Genomic DNA, 14,520 nt, shown 5'->3' with positions numbered 1-14,520 from the left:
GCATCCCGGCGAGTTCGCCAGAGAGGTTGGCAACCTTTGACTGGGTAACGGAATCTGCACGTTCGGAATGGGGCCGGTCCGGCGCTGCGACAGCGGCAAAATGCCCTTGCACGGCGCCGTATATCCATTCATCCAGCCAACTGCCGAGGTCACCAGCAATATCGTGTTACCCGCGGTATCGCGTGATGATCGCCGCGGCAAGCAAAACTTCGGGCGACCGAAACAAGGACCGGCCGGGGCGTTCAGACAGCCGTCGCGGCCGGCCCCGCGGATCCCGCACCGAAGCGCGGAACCGCGGCGAATCCCCGTTGCCTGGCACGCGCGGCGCCCCGGCGGATGAGCGCCGCCATCGCCACGAACCCGGCCTGATCGGCGACCACCAGAGGGGTCAGCAGCCGATTGTGCACGTAACCGAATGCCAGCCCGGCGGCCGGATCAGCCCAGCCCAGCGAGCCCCCCAGCCCGACATGGCCGAACCCCGGGAGCACACCGGGCAGCGGCAATCCGTGGTAGCCGAGGTGAAAGGACATCGGCATACCCAGTGACCCATCGGGATGCAGGCTGCGCGGGCCGGTCAGACCCGCCACCACCGAACCGGACAGGAACCGGGTGCCGTCGATCTCGCCGCCGTTGGCGATCGCGCCGTACACCCGCGCCAAGCCGCGCGCGGTCGACACACCGTTGGCCGATGCCATCTCGCCGTCCAACAGCGGGGTCTCCCCCTGCACCACGGACTTCATCCCGGGGAAGTAGAGCGCGCCCAGGCCCCCCGAGACCGGCAGCGCCGCCAGCCGTGGGGTGAGCAGGTTGACGATCGGGTTCTGCAGATGCCGCTGCGGACCGATGATCTGGGCGGGCCGGGTCGGTGCCGAGACCGGCGGCCGACCCAAATGGATACCGTCGACGTCGAGCGGGCGCGCCAGCTCGGTCCGGAAGAGCTCACGCATACCCAGCCCGGTGACGGACCGGGCCAGTCCCGAGACCAGCCAGCCGTAGGTCAGAGCATGGTAGGCGGGCCGACCACGCAACAACCCCGGCGGCGCGGCGGCGATGCGCTCCTCCATCCGGACATGGTCGAGCAGATCTGCCATGGTGACACCGTTGAGCTGGGACAAACCCGCCCGGTGCCGCATGACGTCGCGGACCGTGATGGCACCCTTACCTCTGGCGCCGAATTCCGGCCAGTACTCGGCGACCGGCGCCTCGTAATCGACGAGTCCGCGGTCCACCAGCCGGTGGATGACGGTGGAAGCCAGCCCCTTGGTCGCGGAGAAGACCATGGCGCCGGTATCGGCCGACCAGCGTCGCCGGCCCGCGCGATCGGCCCAGCCGGTCCAGACGTCGACGACGGGAACCCCGTCCAGGTACACCGTCAGCGCGCCGCCGCCGAACCGGCGCGGACCGAACAGCCGGGAGAAGGCCTGTACCGCGAGCGCGAAGCTGGGATCGGCGGCACCGCGCACGCCGCGCGGCAGGACGCCGGCGCGGACGCCCCCGGTCTGCTCGGCGAACGCGTCGTTGCGCTCACCATCTATTGCGTAGGTCACAGTCGCCACAATGTACTCCGCCGGCTGGCTAACTACCGAGGACTGTTACCTAACCGTGAGGACGTCGGGGTTTGCCGAAAAGCGGCATCCCGCCAGCCATAACGCTGTCCGCGCCGACTCAGTCGGCGGCGTCGAGGATCCGCTGGGCCGCCAGGGCCGCGGTCAGCTCGCCATCGCGCACCTGACGCTCGACATCGGCACGTATCCGCTTGACCTCCGGGTTGCTCAGCACCCGGTCCAACACCGTGTCACGGACCATGGACCAGGTCCAGTTCACCTGCTGGGCGCGTCGGCGCGACTCGAACTCCCCCGCCTCGGTCAGCACCCTGCGGTGTTCCTCCACGGTCTGCCACAGCTGTTCCAGCCCGTCGCCGGTCAACGCACTCATGGTGAGAACCGGTGGCCGCCAAAGAGTTTCGCGCGGATAGATCAACCGCAAGGCGCCGGCCAGCTCGCGCGCGGCGGCTCGCGCCTCGACGGCGTGCGGACCGTCGGCCTTGTTGACCACCACGATGTCGGCCAGCTCCAGGACGCCCTTCTTGATGCCCTGCAACTGATCTCCGGTGCGGGCCAGGGTCAGGAACACGAAGGTGTCCACCATGTCCGACACCGTCACCTCGGATTGGCCCACCCCGACGGTCTCGACAAGGATCACGTCGAAGCCTGCCGCCTCCAGCAGCACGATGGTCTCGCGGGTGGCCCGGGCCACCCCACCGAGGGTTCCCGATGTCGGAGAAGGCCGGATGTAGGCGTCGGGGTGGACGGCCAACTTCGCCATCCGGGTCTTGTCCCCGAGGATCGATCCGCCGGTGCGCGTCGAGGACGGATCGACGGCCAGCACCGCCACCCGATGTCCGGCCTCGATCAGGTGCATGCCCAGCGCCTCGATTGTCGTCGACTTGCCGACCCCGGGCACCCCGGTGATGCCCACGTGGACGGCGCTGCCCGCGTCCGGCATCAGCTCCAGCAGCAGCTCCTGTGCCCGCTGCCGGTGGTCGGCGCGCGTCGACTCGACAAGGGTGATCGCGCGGGCCAGCGCCGCGCGATCCCCGCTGCGCAGTGCCGACGCCAATTCTGCGGGCGCAAGATCCGGGCGGCTCATCAAGCCAGGCTGTACCCGAGTCGCTCGGCCAGCTTGTGCAGCAGGCCGATCGCTGCATCGGCGATCACGGTTCCCGGCGGGAAGATCGCGGTGGCACCCGCGGCATACAACTCGTCGAAGTCGCCGGGCGGGATGACCCCGCCCACCACGACCATGATGTCCGGGCGACCCACCTCGGCCAGCGCGTCGCGCAGTGCGGGCACCAACGTGAGGTGACCGGCAGCCAGCGAGGACACCCCGACGACGTGCACGTCGTTGTCGGCGGCCTGGCGGGCCACCTCGTCCGGAGTGGAGAACAGCGAACCGACGTCCACGTCGAAGCCGATATCGGCGAATGCCGTCGCGATCACCTTCTGTCCGCGGTCGTGTCCGTCCTGGCCCATCTTGGCCACCAGGATGCGCGGACGTCGTCCGTCGGCCTCGGCGAAGCGCTCCACCAGATCCGTCGCGGTACTCACGTTGCCAGCCTTCCCGACCTCGTCGCGATACACGCCGGAGATGGTGCGGATCTCCGCGACATGACGGCCGTACACCTTCTCCAACGCATCGGATATCTCACCGACGGTGGCGTGGGCGCGGGCCGCGTTGATGGCCAGCGCCATCAGGTTGTTGCCGAGACCATCCTCCCCGGTGGCCACGTTCTCCCCAGCGGCACGGGTCAATTCGGCAAGCGCGGCCTGGGTGGCGTGCTCATCTCTTTCCGAACGGAGGCGCTCCAGCTTGGCCAGCTGTTCGGCGCGCACCCGGCTGTTCTCGACCTTGAGGACCTCGATCTCCTGATCCTCGGCGACCTGGTACTTGTTCACACCGATCAGTGCCTGCACACCGGAGTCGATGCGTGCCTGGGTGCGCGCGGCGGCCTCCTCGATGCGCATCTTGGGGATGCCCGCGTCGATGGCCTGGGCCATGCCGCCGTATTCGGCGACCTCCTCGATATGTGCCCTGGCCCGGTCGGCGAGCTGATGGGTCAGCCACTCGACGTAATACGAGCCACCCCACGGATCGATCGGCCGCGTCGTGCCCGACTCCTGCTGCAGCAACAGCTGGGTGTTGCGGGCGATCCGAGCGGAGAAGTCGGTCGGCAGCGCCAGCGCCTCGTCGAGGGCGTTGGTGTGCAACGACTGGGTGTGCCCCTGGGTGGCGGCCATCGCCTCCACACAGGTGCGCGCGACGTTGTTGAAGACGTCCTGCGCGGTCAACGACCAACCCGAGGTCTGCGAATGGGTGCGCAGGGAAAGCGATTTGGAGCTCTTCGGGTCGAATTGCGAAACCAGCTCACTCCACAGCAGCCGGCCGGCACGCAGCTTGGCCACCTCCATGAAGAAGTTCATCCCGATGCCCCAGAAGAAGGACAGCCGCGGTGCGAACTTGTCGATGTCCAGGCCGGCGTCCAGGCCCGCCTTGATGTACTCGACGCCGTCGGCCAGCGTGTAGGCCAGCTCCAGATCGGCCGTCGCGCCCGCCTCCTGGATGTGGTAACCCGAGATCGAGATGCTGTTGAACTTCGGCATCTTGGCGCTGGTGTAGCCGAAGATGTCGGAGATGATCCGCATCGACGGTTTGGGCGGGTAGATGTAGGTGTTGCGGACCATGAACTCTTTGAGGATGTCGTTCTGGATGGTCCCGGCCAGTTTCTCCGGAGCCACCCCCTGCTCCTCGGCGGCCACCACGTAGAGCGCCAGGATCGGCAGCACCGCGCCGTTCATCGTCATCGAGACCGACACGCTGCCCAGGTCGATACCGTCGAAGAGTTGGCGCATGTCCAGGATCGAATCGATGGCCACACCCGCCATACCGACATCGCCGGCGACCCGCGGATGGTCGGAGTCGTAACCGCGGTGGGTGGCCAGATCGAAGGCGACCGACAGACCCTTCTGACCGGCGGCCAGGTTGCGCCGGTAGAAGGCGTTGGACTCGGCCGCGGTGGAGAAACCGGCGTACTGGCGGATCGTCCATGGCTGGTTGACGTACATCGTCGGGTAGGGCCCGCGGATGAACGGCGGGTCGCCGGGGAAGCTGTCCACCGGATATCCGGCGGCGGCGGCCTGGTCACGGTCGGCGGCGATGTAGACCGGCTTGACGTCGATGCCCTCCGGCGTCGCCCACACCAGTTGTTCGGGGGTGTAGCCGTGTGCCGCGGCGGCCCCGGCGGCCAGCTCGGCGACACCTTCGGCGGTGGCTGCGGCCGGGGTGGTGTCCCCCTGCAGCGGCACATCGGCGAAGCTGGCGATGGCCGCCGTTTCGGTCTTCTCCGTTGACGTCATGTCACGCTCCCAATCGGGTGAGCAGGGTCGAGAGAGCCTCGACGGCGTTGATCTTGGCGGTGAGGTACTCGTCGGGCTTGGCGGTCGCCTCGGCGACCGATTTCTCCGGTCCGGCCAGGTACAGGTGCGTGATCCCGGCCGCGCGCGCGGCCGCCGCGATATCGGAGACCTCGGTGCCGTAGCGGGCGTCCGTACCGCAGATGACGGCCACGGTGTGCGTACCGACCGCGGCGGCCACACCGGCGGGATCCACGGTGCCCGGGTTGACCGTCTCGATGCCACCGGAGGCCAGCAGGTTGGCCGCGAAGGTCGTGCGGATGTTGTGCTCGGCCAACGGGCCCAGCGGTAGCAGGACGGCCTGCGGGCGCGTCCCGTGCTCGGCCAGATAGGCATCGGACCGGTCGCGCAGGGCCTCGAATTCCGCGGCGTAGCGGTAGATCCGGGCGGATTCCTCGGCGCGCGACCCCGCCGGTAGCGGTTTCTCGGCGAGGTTGGGGAACTCGTTCACACCGGTCAGCGAGGTCCGCCGGTGCGCGATGTCCGCGGCGCGCTGCCCGCGCACGGTGGCGATCTGCTCGTCGAGGTGATCGCGCGCGGCGGTGAGCCCGCCGCGGCTCTCCAGATCCTGGAAGTGCGCCCAGGCGTGTTCGGCCAGCTGCACGGTCAGGTCCTCGATGAACCAGGAGCCCGCTCCCGGGTCGAGCACCTTGCCCAGGTGCGATTCTTCGAGCAGCAGCAGTTGGGTGTTGCGCGCCATCCGCCGGGTGAAGCTCGTCGCCGTTCCCGGCAGCCCGCCGGGGATCGCGGCGTCGAAGGGCTGCACCAGCACGGTGTCGGCACCGCCGACGCCGGCACCGAATGCCGCCAGCGTGGTGCGCAACATGTTCACCCACGGGTCACGCTGGCTCATCATCGGCGCCGAGGTCACCGCATGCACGGTGACCGCGCCGGCCTCGGGGGCGCCGATCACCTCGGCGACCCGCGCCCACAGCCGGCGCACCGCGCGCATCTTGGCGATCGTCGTGAACTGATCGTCATCGGCCGCCAGCCGGAGGCTGATCTGTCCGAGGGCCTGTGCGGGGCTGAGGCCCGCGGCGACGAGCGCCCGCAGATACTCGACACCCGCGGCCACCACGGCGGCCAGCTCCCACACCGCGCTGGCACCGAGATTGTGCAGTGCGGGACCATCCACCGTGATCGCCCGGACGCCCTGCCTGCCGGCGATTCCGGTCGCCACCGTCACCACGTCGGCGAGCGCCGGTGCGGCCCGACCGCTCAGCGGGGCGGTCAACGGGTCGGCACCCAGATCCACCGAGAGTCGCGAATTCTGGTCGTCGTCGAAGTCGGCCAACAGTGGGAGCAGCGCGGCGGCGGCATCCGCGTAATCGGCTCCGGCGTCGACGACCACCGGAACCAGATCCAGGTAGATGCCCTGTACCAGCTGGGCGAACTCTTCGGCGGCCACGCCATGGGCCCCCACCTTGAGCACCAGTGCGCTGGCGCCCTCGGTCAGTGCCAGCAGCGCGGCGTTGTTGGCGTCGGCCGCGGAGGTGTGCCCGGCCGGAAACTCCTCGGCCACCTTCCATCCGCTGAGCACATCGCGGCGGGCGTCACCGCCACGGACGAATGGCCACTGACCCGGAAGCGCGGGTTCGGAATGTCCGTCGAGACTCGTGTAGAGGGGCCGCACCGGGAAGCCCTCGTAGGTGGGTGAGTCGAGCAGCCGCTCGGGCTCCTCGGGGAGGTCGGCCACCTCGCGGCGCAGGCTTTTCGCCAGCACGGCCGCCACCCCGGAGCGCCAGCGCTCGCGGTCCGATTCCATCACGCTCGAGGACATGTGACTCCTGTTTTCGCAGTGTGGGGCGGGTGAACTCCTCATGAGGCTAAATGATCGTTACCACCACTTCGTGCAGTGGGCGGGCTCGCCCGCCGGATCGCCGACCGTGGTGCGCACCGTCCCTGCGGCGCGCCCCGTAGGGTTGGAACACGTGAAACCCGTCGTCAGCACGCTGCGCACCGTCGCAGCCACGGTGGCGGGCACCGCGGCCCAACTGCCGCACCGGCGCGTCCTCGGCATCGCCGCCACGATTGTGATTCTTGTCGCAGTGGCATTGCTGGTGCCGCTGCCGACCGCGATGCAGATGCGGGAATGGGCCACCGCGGCCGGCCCGTGGTTTCCCCTGGTGTTCTTCGCCGCGCACACCGTGATGACGGTCTTCCCTTTTCCCCGAACCGCTTTCACGCTGTCGGCTGGTTTGTTGTTCGGACCGTTGCTCGGTATCGGGCTTGCGGTGGTGGCCAGCACCGTGAGCGCCGTGATCGCCGTGGTGCTGGTGCGCGCGGCCGGTTGGCAGTTGAGCCGGTTGGTGAGCCATCCGCGGGTGGACACGCTCGATGCCCGCCTGCGTGAACGGGGCTGGGTGACGGTGCTGTCGATGCGGATGATCCCGGCGGTGCCATTCGCGGTGCTCAACTACGCCGCCGGCGCGTCCGCGGTCCGACTGCTGCCCTATGCGGTCGCCACACTGGTCGGTGTGATCCCGGGGACCGCCGCCGTGGTGATCCTCGGCGACGCGCTGACGGGCAACATCAGCCCGCTGCTGTTCCTGGTTTCGGCCTGCACCGCCGCTGTCGGCATCGCCGGTCTGATCTACGAGATCCGGGCGCATCGTCACCACCACGACGGCGATCGACAGCCTGCCGTCGAGGACAGTGCGGCGCAGAACGGCTGAGTCAGGCGGCCTTGTCGGAGCGGTCCAGGAACCGCACCACGGCGGGGCTTCCACCGGCCGCCTTGCTGCGGATGCCGCGCGGGATGTGCAGCGCGACCATCGAACCGGACCGGACCACACCGAGCGGTCCTGCCCCGGCGAAACGTCCGAAGCCGGCCACGTGAACGGCCCATCCCGCCTTCGCCTGCCGGTACCCGATGCGGATGCCGAGTGCCAGGATCACCAGCAGGCCGCCCACCCCGGGCAGCGCCACCGCGGCAAGCGCGGCCAGCGACAGCGGCAGCAGGACCTCGCTGACCGCCCGGTCGAGGAACGAATCCGGCGTCGACGAGGTGGCGATACCGCGTAGTCCGACGGGAATCGGGACCGCGGGGGCGGCTGTCCGCAGGCTGACGGTCGTCGGCGACGCGAGCAGCGACGGCTGCGCCGGCATCTCGGCGAGCAGTGCACCGGCGGGATCGGCGGCCTGCACGGGCGCCAGCATCATCTCGGACAGGTCGGTCGAGGGTGCTGCCTGGAACGTTCGCGGCGTGGCGGCCGGCGGGGCGCCCGGACTCGGCGCGATGGGCACGCCCATCAGCGCGCTGAGGTCGGCGGGCAGCGTGATGATCGCGCTGACCGAGGTGTTCACCGAGGTCAGCATCGACTCCATGGTGGAGATGACGTCGGCGACGGGATCCTTCGACGTCGGCAGCAGGGCCAGCAGCGCCGGTACCGCCGCCACCGTGTCGTGGGTGGAGCCCAGCACGGTGGTCATCGTGTTGCCGAAGGTCGCGATGACATCGGGCACCTTGGCGAACGGGAGCGGACGAACAGGGGTCGAGGTCTTGGTTTCCGGCGCGCTGGGTCGCGGGTTGGTGCCAGCCGACGGGGTGGGCGCAGGTTCGGGATCGCTGGTGGGCTGCGGCGCCGGGGTGACCGGTGGCACCGATACGGCGACGGTATCGGTCGCTGCGACGGTCGGCGCCACGATCCCGATGGCGATCTCGGGGGTGACGTCGGGAGTCGCGTCGGGAAGTGCGTCGGAATCGGCGGGATGCAGGATCAGCTCGTTCTGCTGCTCGATGTCGGTGCCCGAGGTGCCGGTTCCCGGCTGCGGCTTTGTATTGGGCGAGCCCAGCGTGCCGAGGGTGTTGCGGACATCGCGGAGGGTGTCGCGGATCGAATCCCGCACCGTCGAACCGAAATCGGTCTGGGTGCGCGTCCCGGGCGTCGGCGCGGTCCCGGTGGAACCACCCGAGCCCACCGACGACGTACCTCCCGTGCCACCGCCGGAGGGTCCGTCGTCGGCCAACGCGATGGCGGCCGGCCCACCGATGAGCAGTGCCCCCGAAAGCAGGCATGCACCCAGCGCGCCGGGTACGCACACTCTCGTCATAGCGCCGCCATTTCGTCCTCTGACCGGCACGGGGCCAGCTTCATCGTCAGCAACCAGTCAATATGCCATTAGACCACGCACGCGGCCCTTAAGCAGCAAAAATTGTACGCGGGCGTCAACTATCGGCTCGGGGTGTGGTCATGGCGCGCGATGGGCGCCGTCCTGCTGCTGTGGTTGCGACGCGACGTCCGCCGCGGGTCCGCCGAGTGCCGGCGACGGTGTCGGCGCGCCCAGCGGCGGCACCGGATTCCGGGCCTCGGCTTCGGCCTTGGCGACCGCCTGGGCGATCGCCGGATCGGTCTCGGTGGAGAACCAGTCGGCGACCTCCTCGGCCTCCTCCTCGTCGGACTTCGTCGGGCCGTCGTCCACCGGCGACGGGGTGTAGCGGAACACGCCGTCCTCACCGGGCGCGCCGAGCATCTTGGTGAATCCCTGCAGCGCGGAGCCGAAGTCGCTGGGCACCAGCCACACCTTGTTGGCCTCCCCCTTCGCCATCTGCGGCAACGTCTGCAGGTACTGGTAGGCCAGCATCTCCGGGGTCGGGCGGCCCTTCTTGATCGCCGCGAAGGTCTTCTCGATGGCCTTGGCCTGCCCCTGCGCTTGTAGGTAGGCCGCGGCGCGCTCACCCTGGGCGCGCAGCATCCGGGATTGCCGGTCGGCCTCGGCGGCCAGGATCGCGGCCTGCTTGGCGCCCTCGGCCGCCAGGATCTGTGCCTGCTTCTGCCCCTCTGCAGCCTTGATGGCCGCCTCGCGGCTGCCCTCTGCGGTGAGGATCATGGCGCGCTTCTCGCGATCGGCACGCATCTGCTTTTCCATCGAATCCTGGATCGACGGCGGCGGATCGATGCTGCGCAACTCGACGCGGGCGACGCGCAGACCCCAGCGGCCGGTGGCCTCGTCGAGCACGCCCCGCAACTGCCCGTTGATCGAGTCACGGGAGGTCAACGTCTGCTCCAGGGTCATCCCGCCGACGACGTTGCGCAATGTGGTGGTGGCCAGCTGCTCCACGCCGACGATGTAGTTGCTGATCTGGTAGACCGCCTTGGCAGGGTCGGTGACCTGGAAGTAGACGACGGTGTCGATGTTGACGGTCAGGTTGTCCTCGGTGATCACCGGCTGTGGCGGGAAGGACACCACCCGCTCGCGAAGATCGACCCGGGCCCTGATCTTGTCGACGAACGGCAGCAGCAGCGTGAGCTGACCCGACACCGTCTTGCTGTAGCGGCCGAGGCGTTCGATGACCGCCGCCTCCGCCTGTGGGATCAGAGCCACCGATTTGGCGACGATGATCACCGCGAAGATCACCAGCACCGCCAGTAGTACCAATCCGGTAATCGCACCGTCCATCAGATCCCCCTCCGGGTTCGACTCTTCGGTCCAGACGACGTGACGGCCCGGACCGGGTGTTGCGGTCTAGATCTTGGAGACCACCGCGGTGGCACCGTCGATGTGCACGACGGTCACCTGGTCCCCGCTTTCGAACACATCGTTGTCGTTGAGCGGACGCGCCGTCCACACCTCGCCGTCCAGCTTGACCTGGCCGGCATCCCGAGAGACCGGGGCGAGCACCAGTGCGGCGCGACCCTCCAAGGCCTTCGCCGGATCCGGCAGGCCCACCCCGGACAGCATCCGGCGCTTGAGCGCCGGGCGCACCAGCGCCAGCAGCAGCACCGAGACGACGAGGAACACCGCGCCGTCGGCCCAGATCGGCCAGTCGAACACGAAGCTCGCCCCGGCCGCGGCCAGCGCACCGCCACTGAGCATGAGCAGGAACATGTCACCGGTGAGGGCTTCTGCTCCTGCCAGTCCCAGGGCCGCGACCAGCCAGATCCATGCAGGCATGTTCCCAGCCTAGCGAATCCGGCCGTTCCGGCAGGCGACAACTACACTGCGGAAACTATGTGGTGCCCGAGTGCTTCGCTGACGGTATGGGTCAACGCCTGGCTTGCGGGCGTCGCCGCCCCCGATGATGTCCTCGATGCGTTATCGCAATGGGCGCCAAAGCATTCCGTTACGGCCTACGATTCGGTCGCGGCCGGCACCACCGGGCTTCCGTGGCCGGACCTGAATCATTCCGGCACCATGTCGCTGCTGCAGAGCATGCGCACCGCGGCCGGCCCGGCCGCCGGTACTCCCGCGGTGGCGTTGGTGCTGCCGGTTCCCGGCGATGTGCGCGGCCTTCCGCCGGACACCCAGTTCCAGCGTGATGCGGTCACGATGGGCGAGGCGATGATCGTCGGCACGCATCCCGGCCGGTCGGTGGGGATGGTGCCCGAATACGCCTACGAGGACATCGACGATCCCGATTACGAACCCGATCCGGTGTCGCTGGCGTGGACGCTCTACTCCGTGCCCGGACCCGTCGTGCTCGAGCATCACGATCTCGGCGAGGCCGAGTACACGCTGCGCTCGGCGGTGCGCTCGGCGGCCGACGCCCTGAGCGCGTTGAGTGCCGGTATCGGCGTCGCCGACATCGACGATCCGCGGGGCATGGTCGAGCAGTTACTGGAGGCGACACGTTTGCACCGGTTGCCCGATCACACCCCCGAGCGGGCGCTGCGGGTGTTGGAGAACGCGGCACATATCGACGCCATCATCACGGCGAGTTCCGGCCTGATCCCTATCGGGCTGCAGACCAGCTCGGAGGTTCAGATCGCCTCGGACACCCTGCGGCCGTTGGCCTCGGTGGTGCGCACGGCCAGGCTGGCCGCGATCAACGCGATCCTCTACTCGGCCTGGCGGCGCTGATCGCCGGTCCCCTACCGCTCAGCGGGTGGCCGGACCCGAGCCGGGCCGACCCGCCTGCGCGGGCGCCGGGACGCACGCAGGGGTGCAGAAGGACCCGTTGAGACTGTTTCCGTAACCGGGAACCTGTTGCGGTCCAACGACCCTGGCCGGAGCCTGCTCCGACTGCAGCTCGTCGATCAGGCCGATCACCAGTTCGGCGAAACGGCGCTGTGCGTTGGGGGTCGTCGCCCGGGCCAGTGCCACGCCCGCGGCGTCGGCCTGCTCGGCCAGTTCACTGTCCAGATCCCAGATGACCTCGATGTGGTCGGCGACGAAACCGATCGGACAGACGATCACCGCGTCGACCCCACGCTCGACGAGCACCTCGAGGTGATCCCCGACGTCGGGTTCCAGCCACGGCACCTGCGGCGGGCCCGACCGGGACTGCCAGACCAGATCGAAATCGTCGTAACCGGCCGCGGCCGCCACCAACCGCGACGCGTATCCCACCTGCCGCTCGTAGAGGTCCTGGCCGCACCGGTCGGCCGCCCGCAACGGGATGGAATGCGCGGTGAACACCAGTCGCGCCCCCGCGCGCCGCTCGGCGGGCAGGGTCCCTGCGGCGTCGGCGATGGCGTCGGCGAACATCGCCACGAACAGCGGATGATCGAAGTACTGGCGCAGTTTCACCAGTTCGGGTGGCGGACCGTTGCCATCGTCGGGGACCGCGGACCGGGCCCGGGCGATGTCCTCCTGGTACTGCGCGCATCCCGAGTAACCGCCCCATGCCGACGTCGAGAACACCGCGGCCCGGCGAACGCCGTTGTCGCGCATCGCCGTGACGGTGTCTTCGACGAACGGCTCCCAGTTGCGGTTGCCGAAGTACACCGGCAGATCGCGGCCCTGATCGGCGAGCACGCCCTCGATCTGCTCGATGAGCGCCCGGTTGATGCCGTTGATCGGCGAGACACCACCGAAGTGGTGGTAGTGCTCGGCGACCGCCGCCAGCCGCTCGGGCGGGATCCCGCGACCGCGGGTGACGTTCTCCAGGAACGGCATCACCTGGTCATGCCCCTCGGGTCCACCGAAGGACAGCAGCAGCAGCGCGTCAAAGTGCATGGGGTTGCACGCCTTCCTACAGCAGCTGGGTGCTGGCGCCGCCGTCGGCGTAGATGATGGTGCCGGTGGTCGCCGGCAGCCAGTCCGAGAGCAGGGCACAGACGGTCTTGGCCACCGGGGTCGGGTCCTTCATGTTCCAGCCGATAGGAGCGCGCTGGTCCCAGCCCTCTTCGAGCAGCCGCATCTGGTCACCGGCCTCGGCGCCGAGCGCACCACCGACGATGGCGCTCATCGCCAGCGTGCGGATCGGTCCTGCGGCAACAAGATTCGAGCGGACACCGAACGGTCCTGCTTCTCGCGCGACGAACCTGTTGACCGATTCCAGGGCGCTCTTGGCGACGGTCATCCAGTTGTAGGCGGGCATCGCGCGCGTCGGGTCGAAGTCCATGCCCACGATGCTGCCGCCGCTGTTCATGACGGGCAGGGTGGCCTTGGCCAGCGACGCGTATGAGTAGGCCGAGATGTGGATGCCCTTGGCGACATCCTCGTAGGGCGCATCGAAGAACGGGTTGACGCCCATCCCGGTCTGCGGCATGAAACCGATCGAGTGCACCACACCGTCGAGCTTGTTGCCCTCGCCGATCACCTCGGCGATCCGGCCGGCCAGCGAATCGAGGTGCTCGCTGTTCTGCACATCGAGTTCCAGCAGCGGTGCCGGATTGGGCAGCCGGTCGGCGATGCGCTGGATCAGCTTCATCCGGTCGAACCCGGTCAGCACCAGCTCGGCGCCGGCCTCCTGGGCCTGCTTGGCGATGTGGAACGCGATCGAACTGTCGGTGATGATCCCCGTGACGAGGATGCGCTTACCGTGCAGAAGTCCTGACATGTCCTGGTTTCCTTTCTCGTGGCGCTGCCGCGGCGGTGGGTCTAGTGACCCATTCCCATGCCGCCGTCGACGGGGATGACCGCTCCGGCGATGTATCCCGCGTCCTCGGACGCCAGGAAGCTGACCGCGCCCGCGACATCGGCGGCGGTGCCGACCCGCTTGGCGGGAATGAACTCCAATGCCCCGGCCTGGATGCGCTCATCGAGCGCGCGGGTCATCTCGGTGTCGATATAGCCAGGGGCGACGACATTGGCGGTCACGCCGGCCTTGGACAGCTCACGCGAGATCGACCGCGCCATTCCGATCAGGCCGGCCTTGGCGGCCGCGTAGTTCGCCTGGTTGCCGATGCCCCACATGCCCGACACCGAGCCGATGTAGATGATGCGGCCGAAACGGTTGCGCTGCATGCTGCGAGACGCACGCTGGGTAACCCGGAACGCGCCGGTCAGGTTGGCGTTGATGACCTCGGTGAAACGCTCCTCGGTCATCCGCATCAGGAACGCGTCCTTGGAGATACCGGCGTTGGACACCAGCACCTCGACGGGCCCCTGGTGCTCCTCGACCTCCTTGAAGGCCCGGTCGATCGCGTCGTTGTCGGTCACGTCACAGACCACACCGAACAACCCCTCGGGGGCACCGGATCCGCGGTGGGTGACCGCCACCTTGTGGCCGTCGGCGGCCAGCCGCTGGGCGATGGCCAGACCGATACCGCGGTTACCGCCGGTGACCAGCACCGAGCGGGAGACGAATGGGGGACGGCCGACCGGGGTCGCTTCGGTAGCAGCGCTCTCACTCATGTAGGCCAACTTAGTGCCTGACTTGCAC

General features: G+C 68.7%; 12 protein-coding genes. 2 read left to right on the top strand and 10 right to left on the bottom strand.

The annotated features are described in order from the left end of the window. Window positions 1–242: 242 nt before the first annotated feature. The 4 genes from G154_RS18815 to mutA form a co-directional block, all read right to left on the bottom strand. The gene (locus tag G154_RS18815; protein WP_019513158.1) at window positions 243–1,547 is read right to left on the bottom strand and encodes a serine hydrolase domain-containing protein; all 1,305 of its coding nucleotides are present in this window, start codon (window positions 1,545–1,547) and stop codon (window positions 243–245) included. A 118-nt stretch (window positions 1,548–1,665) separates the two neighbouring features. Further along, on the bottom strand, window positions 1,666–2,649 hold the full coding sequence (gene meaB, locus G154_RS18810) for a methylmalonyl Co-A mutase-associated GTPase MeaB (protein ID WP_019513157.1): 984 nt from the start codon (window positions 2,647–2,649) through the stop codon (window positions 1,666–1,668). Continuing rightward, on the bottom strand, window positions 2,649–4,913 hold the full coding sequence (gene scpA, locus G154_RS18805; RefSeq protein ID WP_019513156.1) for a methylmalonyl-CoA mutase: 2,265 nt from the start codon (window positions 4,911–4,913) through the stop codon (window positions 2,649–2,651). Before scpA ends, meaB begins: the two co-directional genes overlap by 1 nt. A gap of 1 nt (window position 4,914) precedes the next feature. Continuing rightward, window positions 4,915–6,750: a methylmalonyl-CoA mutase small subunit gene (mutA, locus tag G154_RS18800; RefSeq protein ID WP_023985733.1), complete on the bottom strand. Its 1,836-nt coding sequence runs from the start codon at window positions 6,748–6,750 to the stop codon at window positions 4,915–4,917. A gap of 151 nt (window positions 6,751–6,901) precedes the next feature. On the opposite strand from mutA, the gene G154_RS18795 reads away from it, so the two are divergent. Then, window positions 6,902–7,645: a TVP38/TMEM64 family protein gene (locus G154_RS18795; protein WP_023985732.1), complete on the top strand. Its 744-nt coding sequence runs from the start codon at window positions 6,902–6,904 to the stop codon at window positions 7,643–7,645. A 1-nt stretch (window position 7,646) separates the two neighbouring features. Here G154_RS18795 and G154_RS18790 read toward each other — a convergent pair whose 3' ends face one another. The 3 genes from G154_RS18790 to G154_RS18780 form a co-directional block, all read right to left on the bottom strand. Continuing rightward, window positions 7,647–9,023 (bottom strand): hypothetical protein, encoded by a 1,377-nt coding sequence (locus G154_RS18790; RefSeq protein WP_131701314.1) that lies wholly within the window; start codon window positions 9,021–9,023, stop codon window positions 7,647–7,649. Window positions 9,024–9,161: 138 nt separating this feature from the next. Continuing rightward, window positions 9,162–10,370 carry an SPFH domain-containing protein gene (locus tag G154_RS18785; protein ID WP_019513152.1) on the bottom strand — a complete coding sequence of 403 codons (1,209 nt, stop codon included), beginning with the start codon at window positions 10,368–10,370 and terminating at the stop codon, window positions 9,162–9,164. 66 nt (window positions 10,371–10,436) lie between these two features. After that, window positions 10,437–10,865, bottom strand: a complete 429-nt coding sequence (locus tag G154_RS18780) for an NfeD family protein (RefSeq protein ID WP_019513151.1) — start codon at window positions 10,863–10,865, stop codon at window positions 10,437–10,439. 57 nt (window positions 10,866–10,922) lie between these two features. Between G154_RS18780 and G154_RS18775 the strand changes: the two genes are divergently transcribed. Beyond that, a complete protein-coding gene (locus tag G154_RS18775; RefSeq protein WP_019513150.1) occupies window positions 10,923–11,771 on the top strand; it encodes a hypothetical protein in 849 nt (282 codons plus the stop codon). A gap of 18 nt (window positions 11,772–11,789) precedes the next feature. On the opposite strand, the gene G154_RS18770 is transcribed toward G154_RS18775, so the two are convergent. Genes G154_RS18770 through fabG1 form a run of 3 tightly spaced genes read right to left on the bottom strand, consistent with a single transcriptional unit; the run spans window position 11,790 to window position 14,492 of the window. Beyond that, the gene (locus G154_RS18770; RefSeq protein ID WP_019513149.1) at window positions 11,790–12,869 is read right to left on the bottom strand and encodes a ferrochelatase; all 1,080 of its coding nucleotides are present in this window, start codon (window positions 12,867–12,869) and stop codon (window positions 11,790–11,792) included. Window positions 12,870–12,885: 16 nt separating this feature from the next. Further along, entirely contained in the window at window positions 12,886–13,695 is an 810-nt protein-coding gene (inhA, locus tag G154_RS18765; protein WP_019513148.1) for an NADH-dependent enoyl-ACP reductase InhA, read from the bottom strand. 41 nt (window positions 13,696–13,736) lie between these two features. After that, the gene (gene fabG1, locus G154_RS18760; protein ID WP_023985731.1) at window positions 13,737–14,492 is read right to left on the bottom strand and encodes a 3-oxoacyl-ACP reductase FabG1; all 756 of its coding nucleotides are present in this window, start codon (window positions 14,490–14,492) and stop codon (window positions 13,737–13,739) included. Between the last annotated feature and the right edge of the window lie 28 nt (window positions 14,493–14,520).

Origin of the sequence: Mycobacterium sp. VKM Ac-1816D, from assembly GCF_000416385.1 — a bacterium.
Classification (GTDB): Bacteria; Actinomycetota; Actinomycetes; order Mycobacteriales; family Mycobacteriaceae; genus Mycobacterium; species Mycobacterium neoaurum_A.
Note: the sequence above shows the minus strand (reverse complement) of the source record. Positions and strands in the feature narration are given on the sequence as shown.

What these genes read in the sequence shown, in the direction of transcription:
- fabG1 (WP_023985731.1), bottom strand. Translation starts at nt 14,492, where the DNA reads ATGAGTGAGAGCGCTGCTACCGAAGCGACCCCGGTCGGCCGTCCCCCA.
- scpA (WP_019513156.1), bottom strand. Translation starts at nt 4,913, where the DNA reads ATGACGTCAACGGAGAAGACCGAAACGGCGGCCATCGCCAGCTTCGCC.
- G154_RS18780 (WP_019513151.1), bottom strand. Translation starts at nt 10,865, where the DNA reads ATGCCTGCATGGATCTGGCTGGTCGCGGCCCTGGGACTGGCAGGAGCA.
- G154_RS18790 (WP_131701314.1), bottom strand. Translation starts at nt 9,023, where the DNA reads ATGACGAGAGTGTGCGTACCCGGCGCGCTGGGTGCATGCCTGCTTTCG.
- G154_RS18775 (WP_019513150.1), top strand. Translation starts at nt 10,923, where the DNA reads ATGTGGTGCCCGAGTGCTTCGCTGACGGTATGGGTCAACGCCTGGCTT.
- G154_RS18770 (WP_019513149.1), bottom strand. Translation starts at nt 12,869, where the DNA reads ATGCACTTTGACGCGCTGCTGCTGCTGTCCTTCGGTGGACCCGAGGGG.
- meaB (WP_019513157.1), bottom strand. Translation starts at nt 2,649, where the DNA reads ATGAGCCGCCCGGATCTTGCGCCCGCAGAATTGGCGTCGGCACTGCGC.
- inhA (WP_019513148.1), bottom strand. Translation starts at nt 13,695, where the DNA reads ATGTCAGGACTTCTGCACGGTAAGCGCATCCTCGTCACGGGGATCATC.
- G154_RS18785 (WP_019513152.1), bottom strand. Translation starts at nt 10,370, where the DNA reads ATGGACGGTGCGATTACCGGATTGGTACTACTGGCGGTGCTGGTGATC.
- mutA (WP_023985733.1), bottom strand. Translation starts at nt 6,750, where the DNA reads ATGTCCTCGAGCGTGATGGAATCGGACCGCGAGCGCTGGCGCTCCGGG.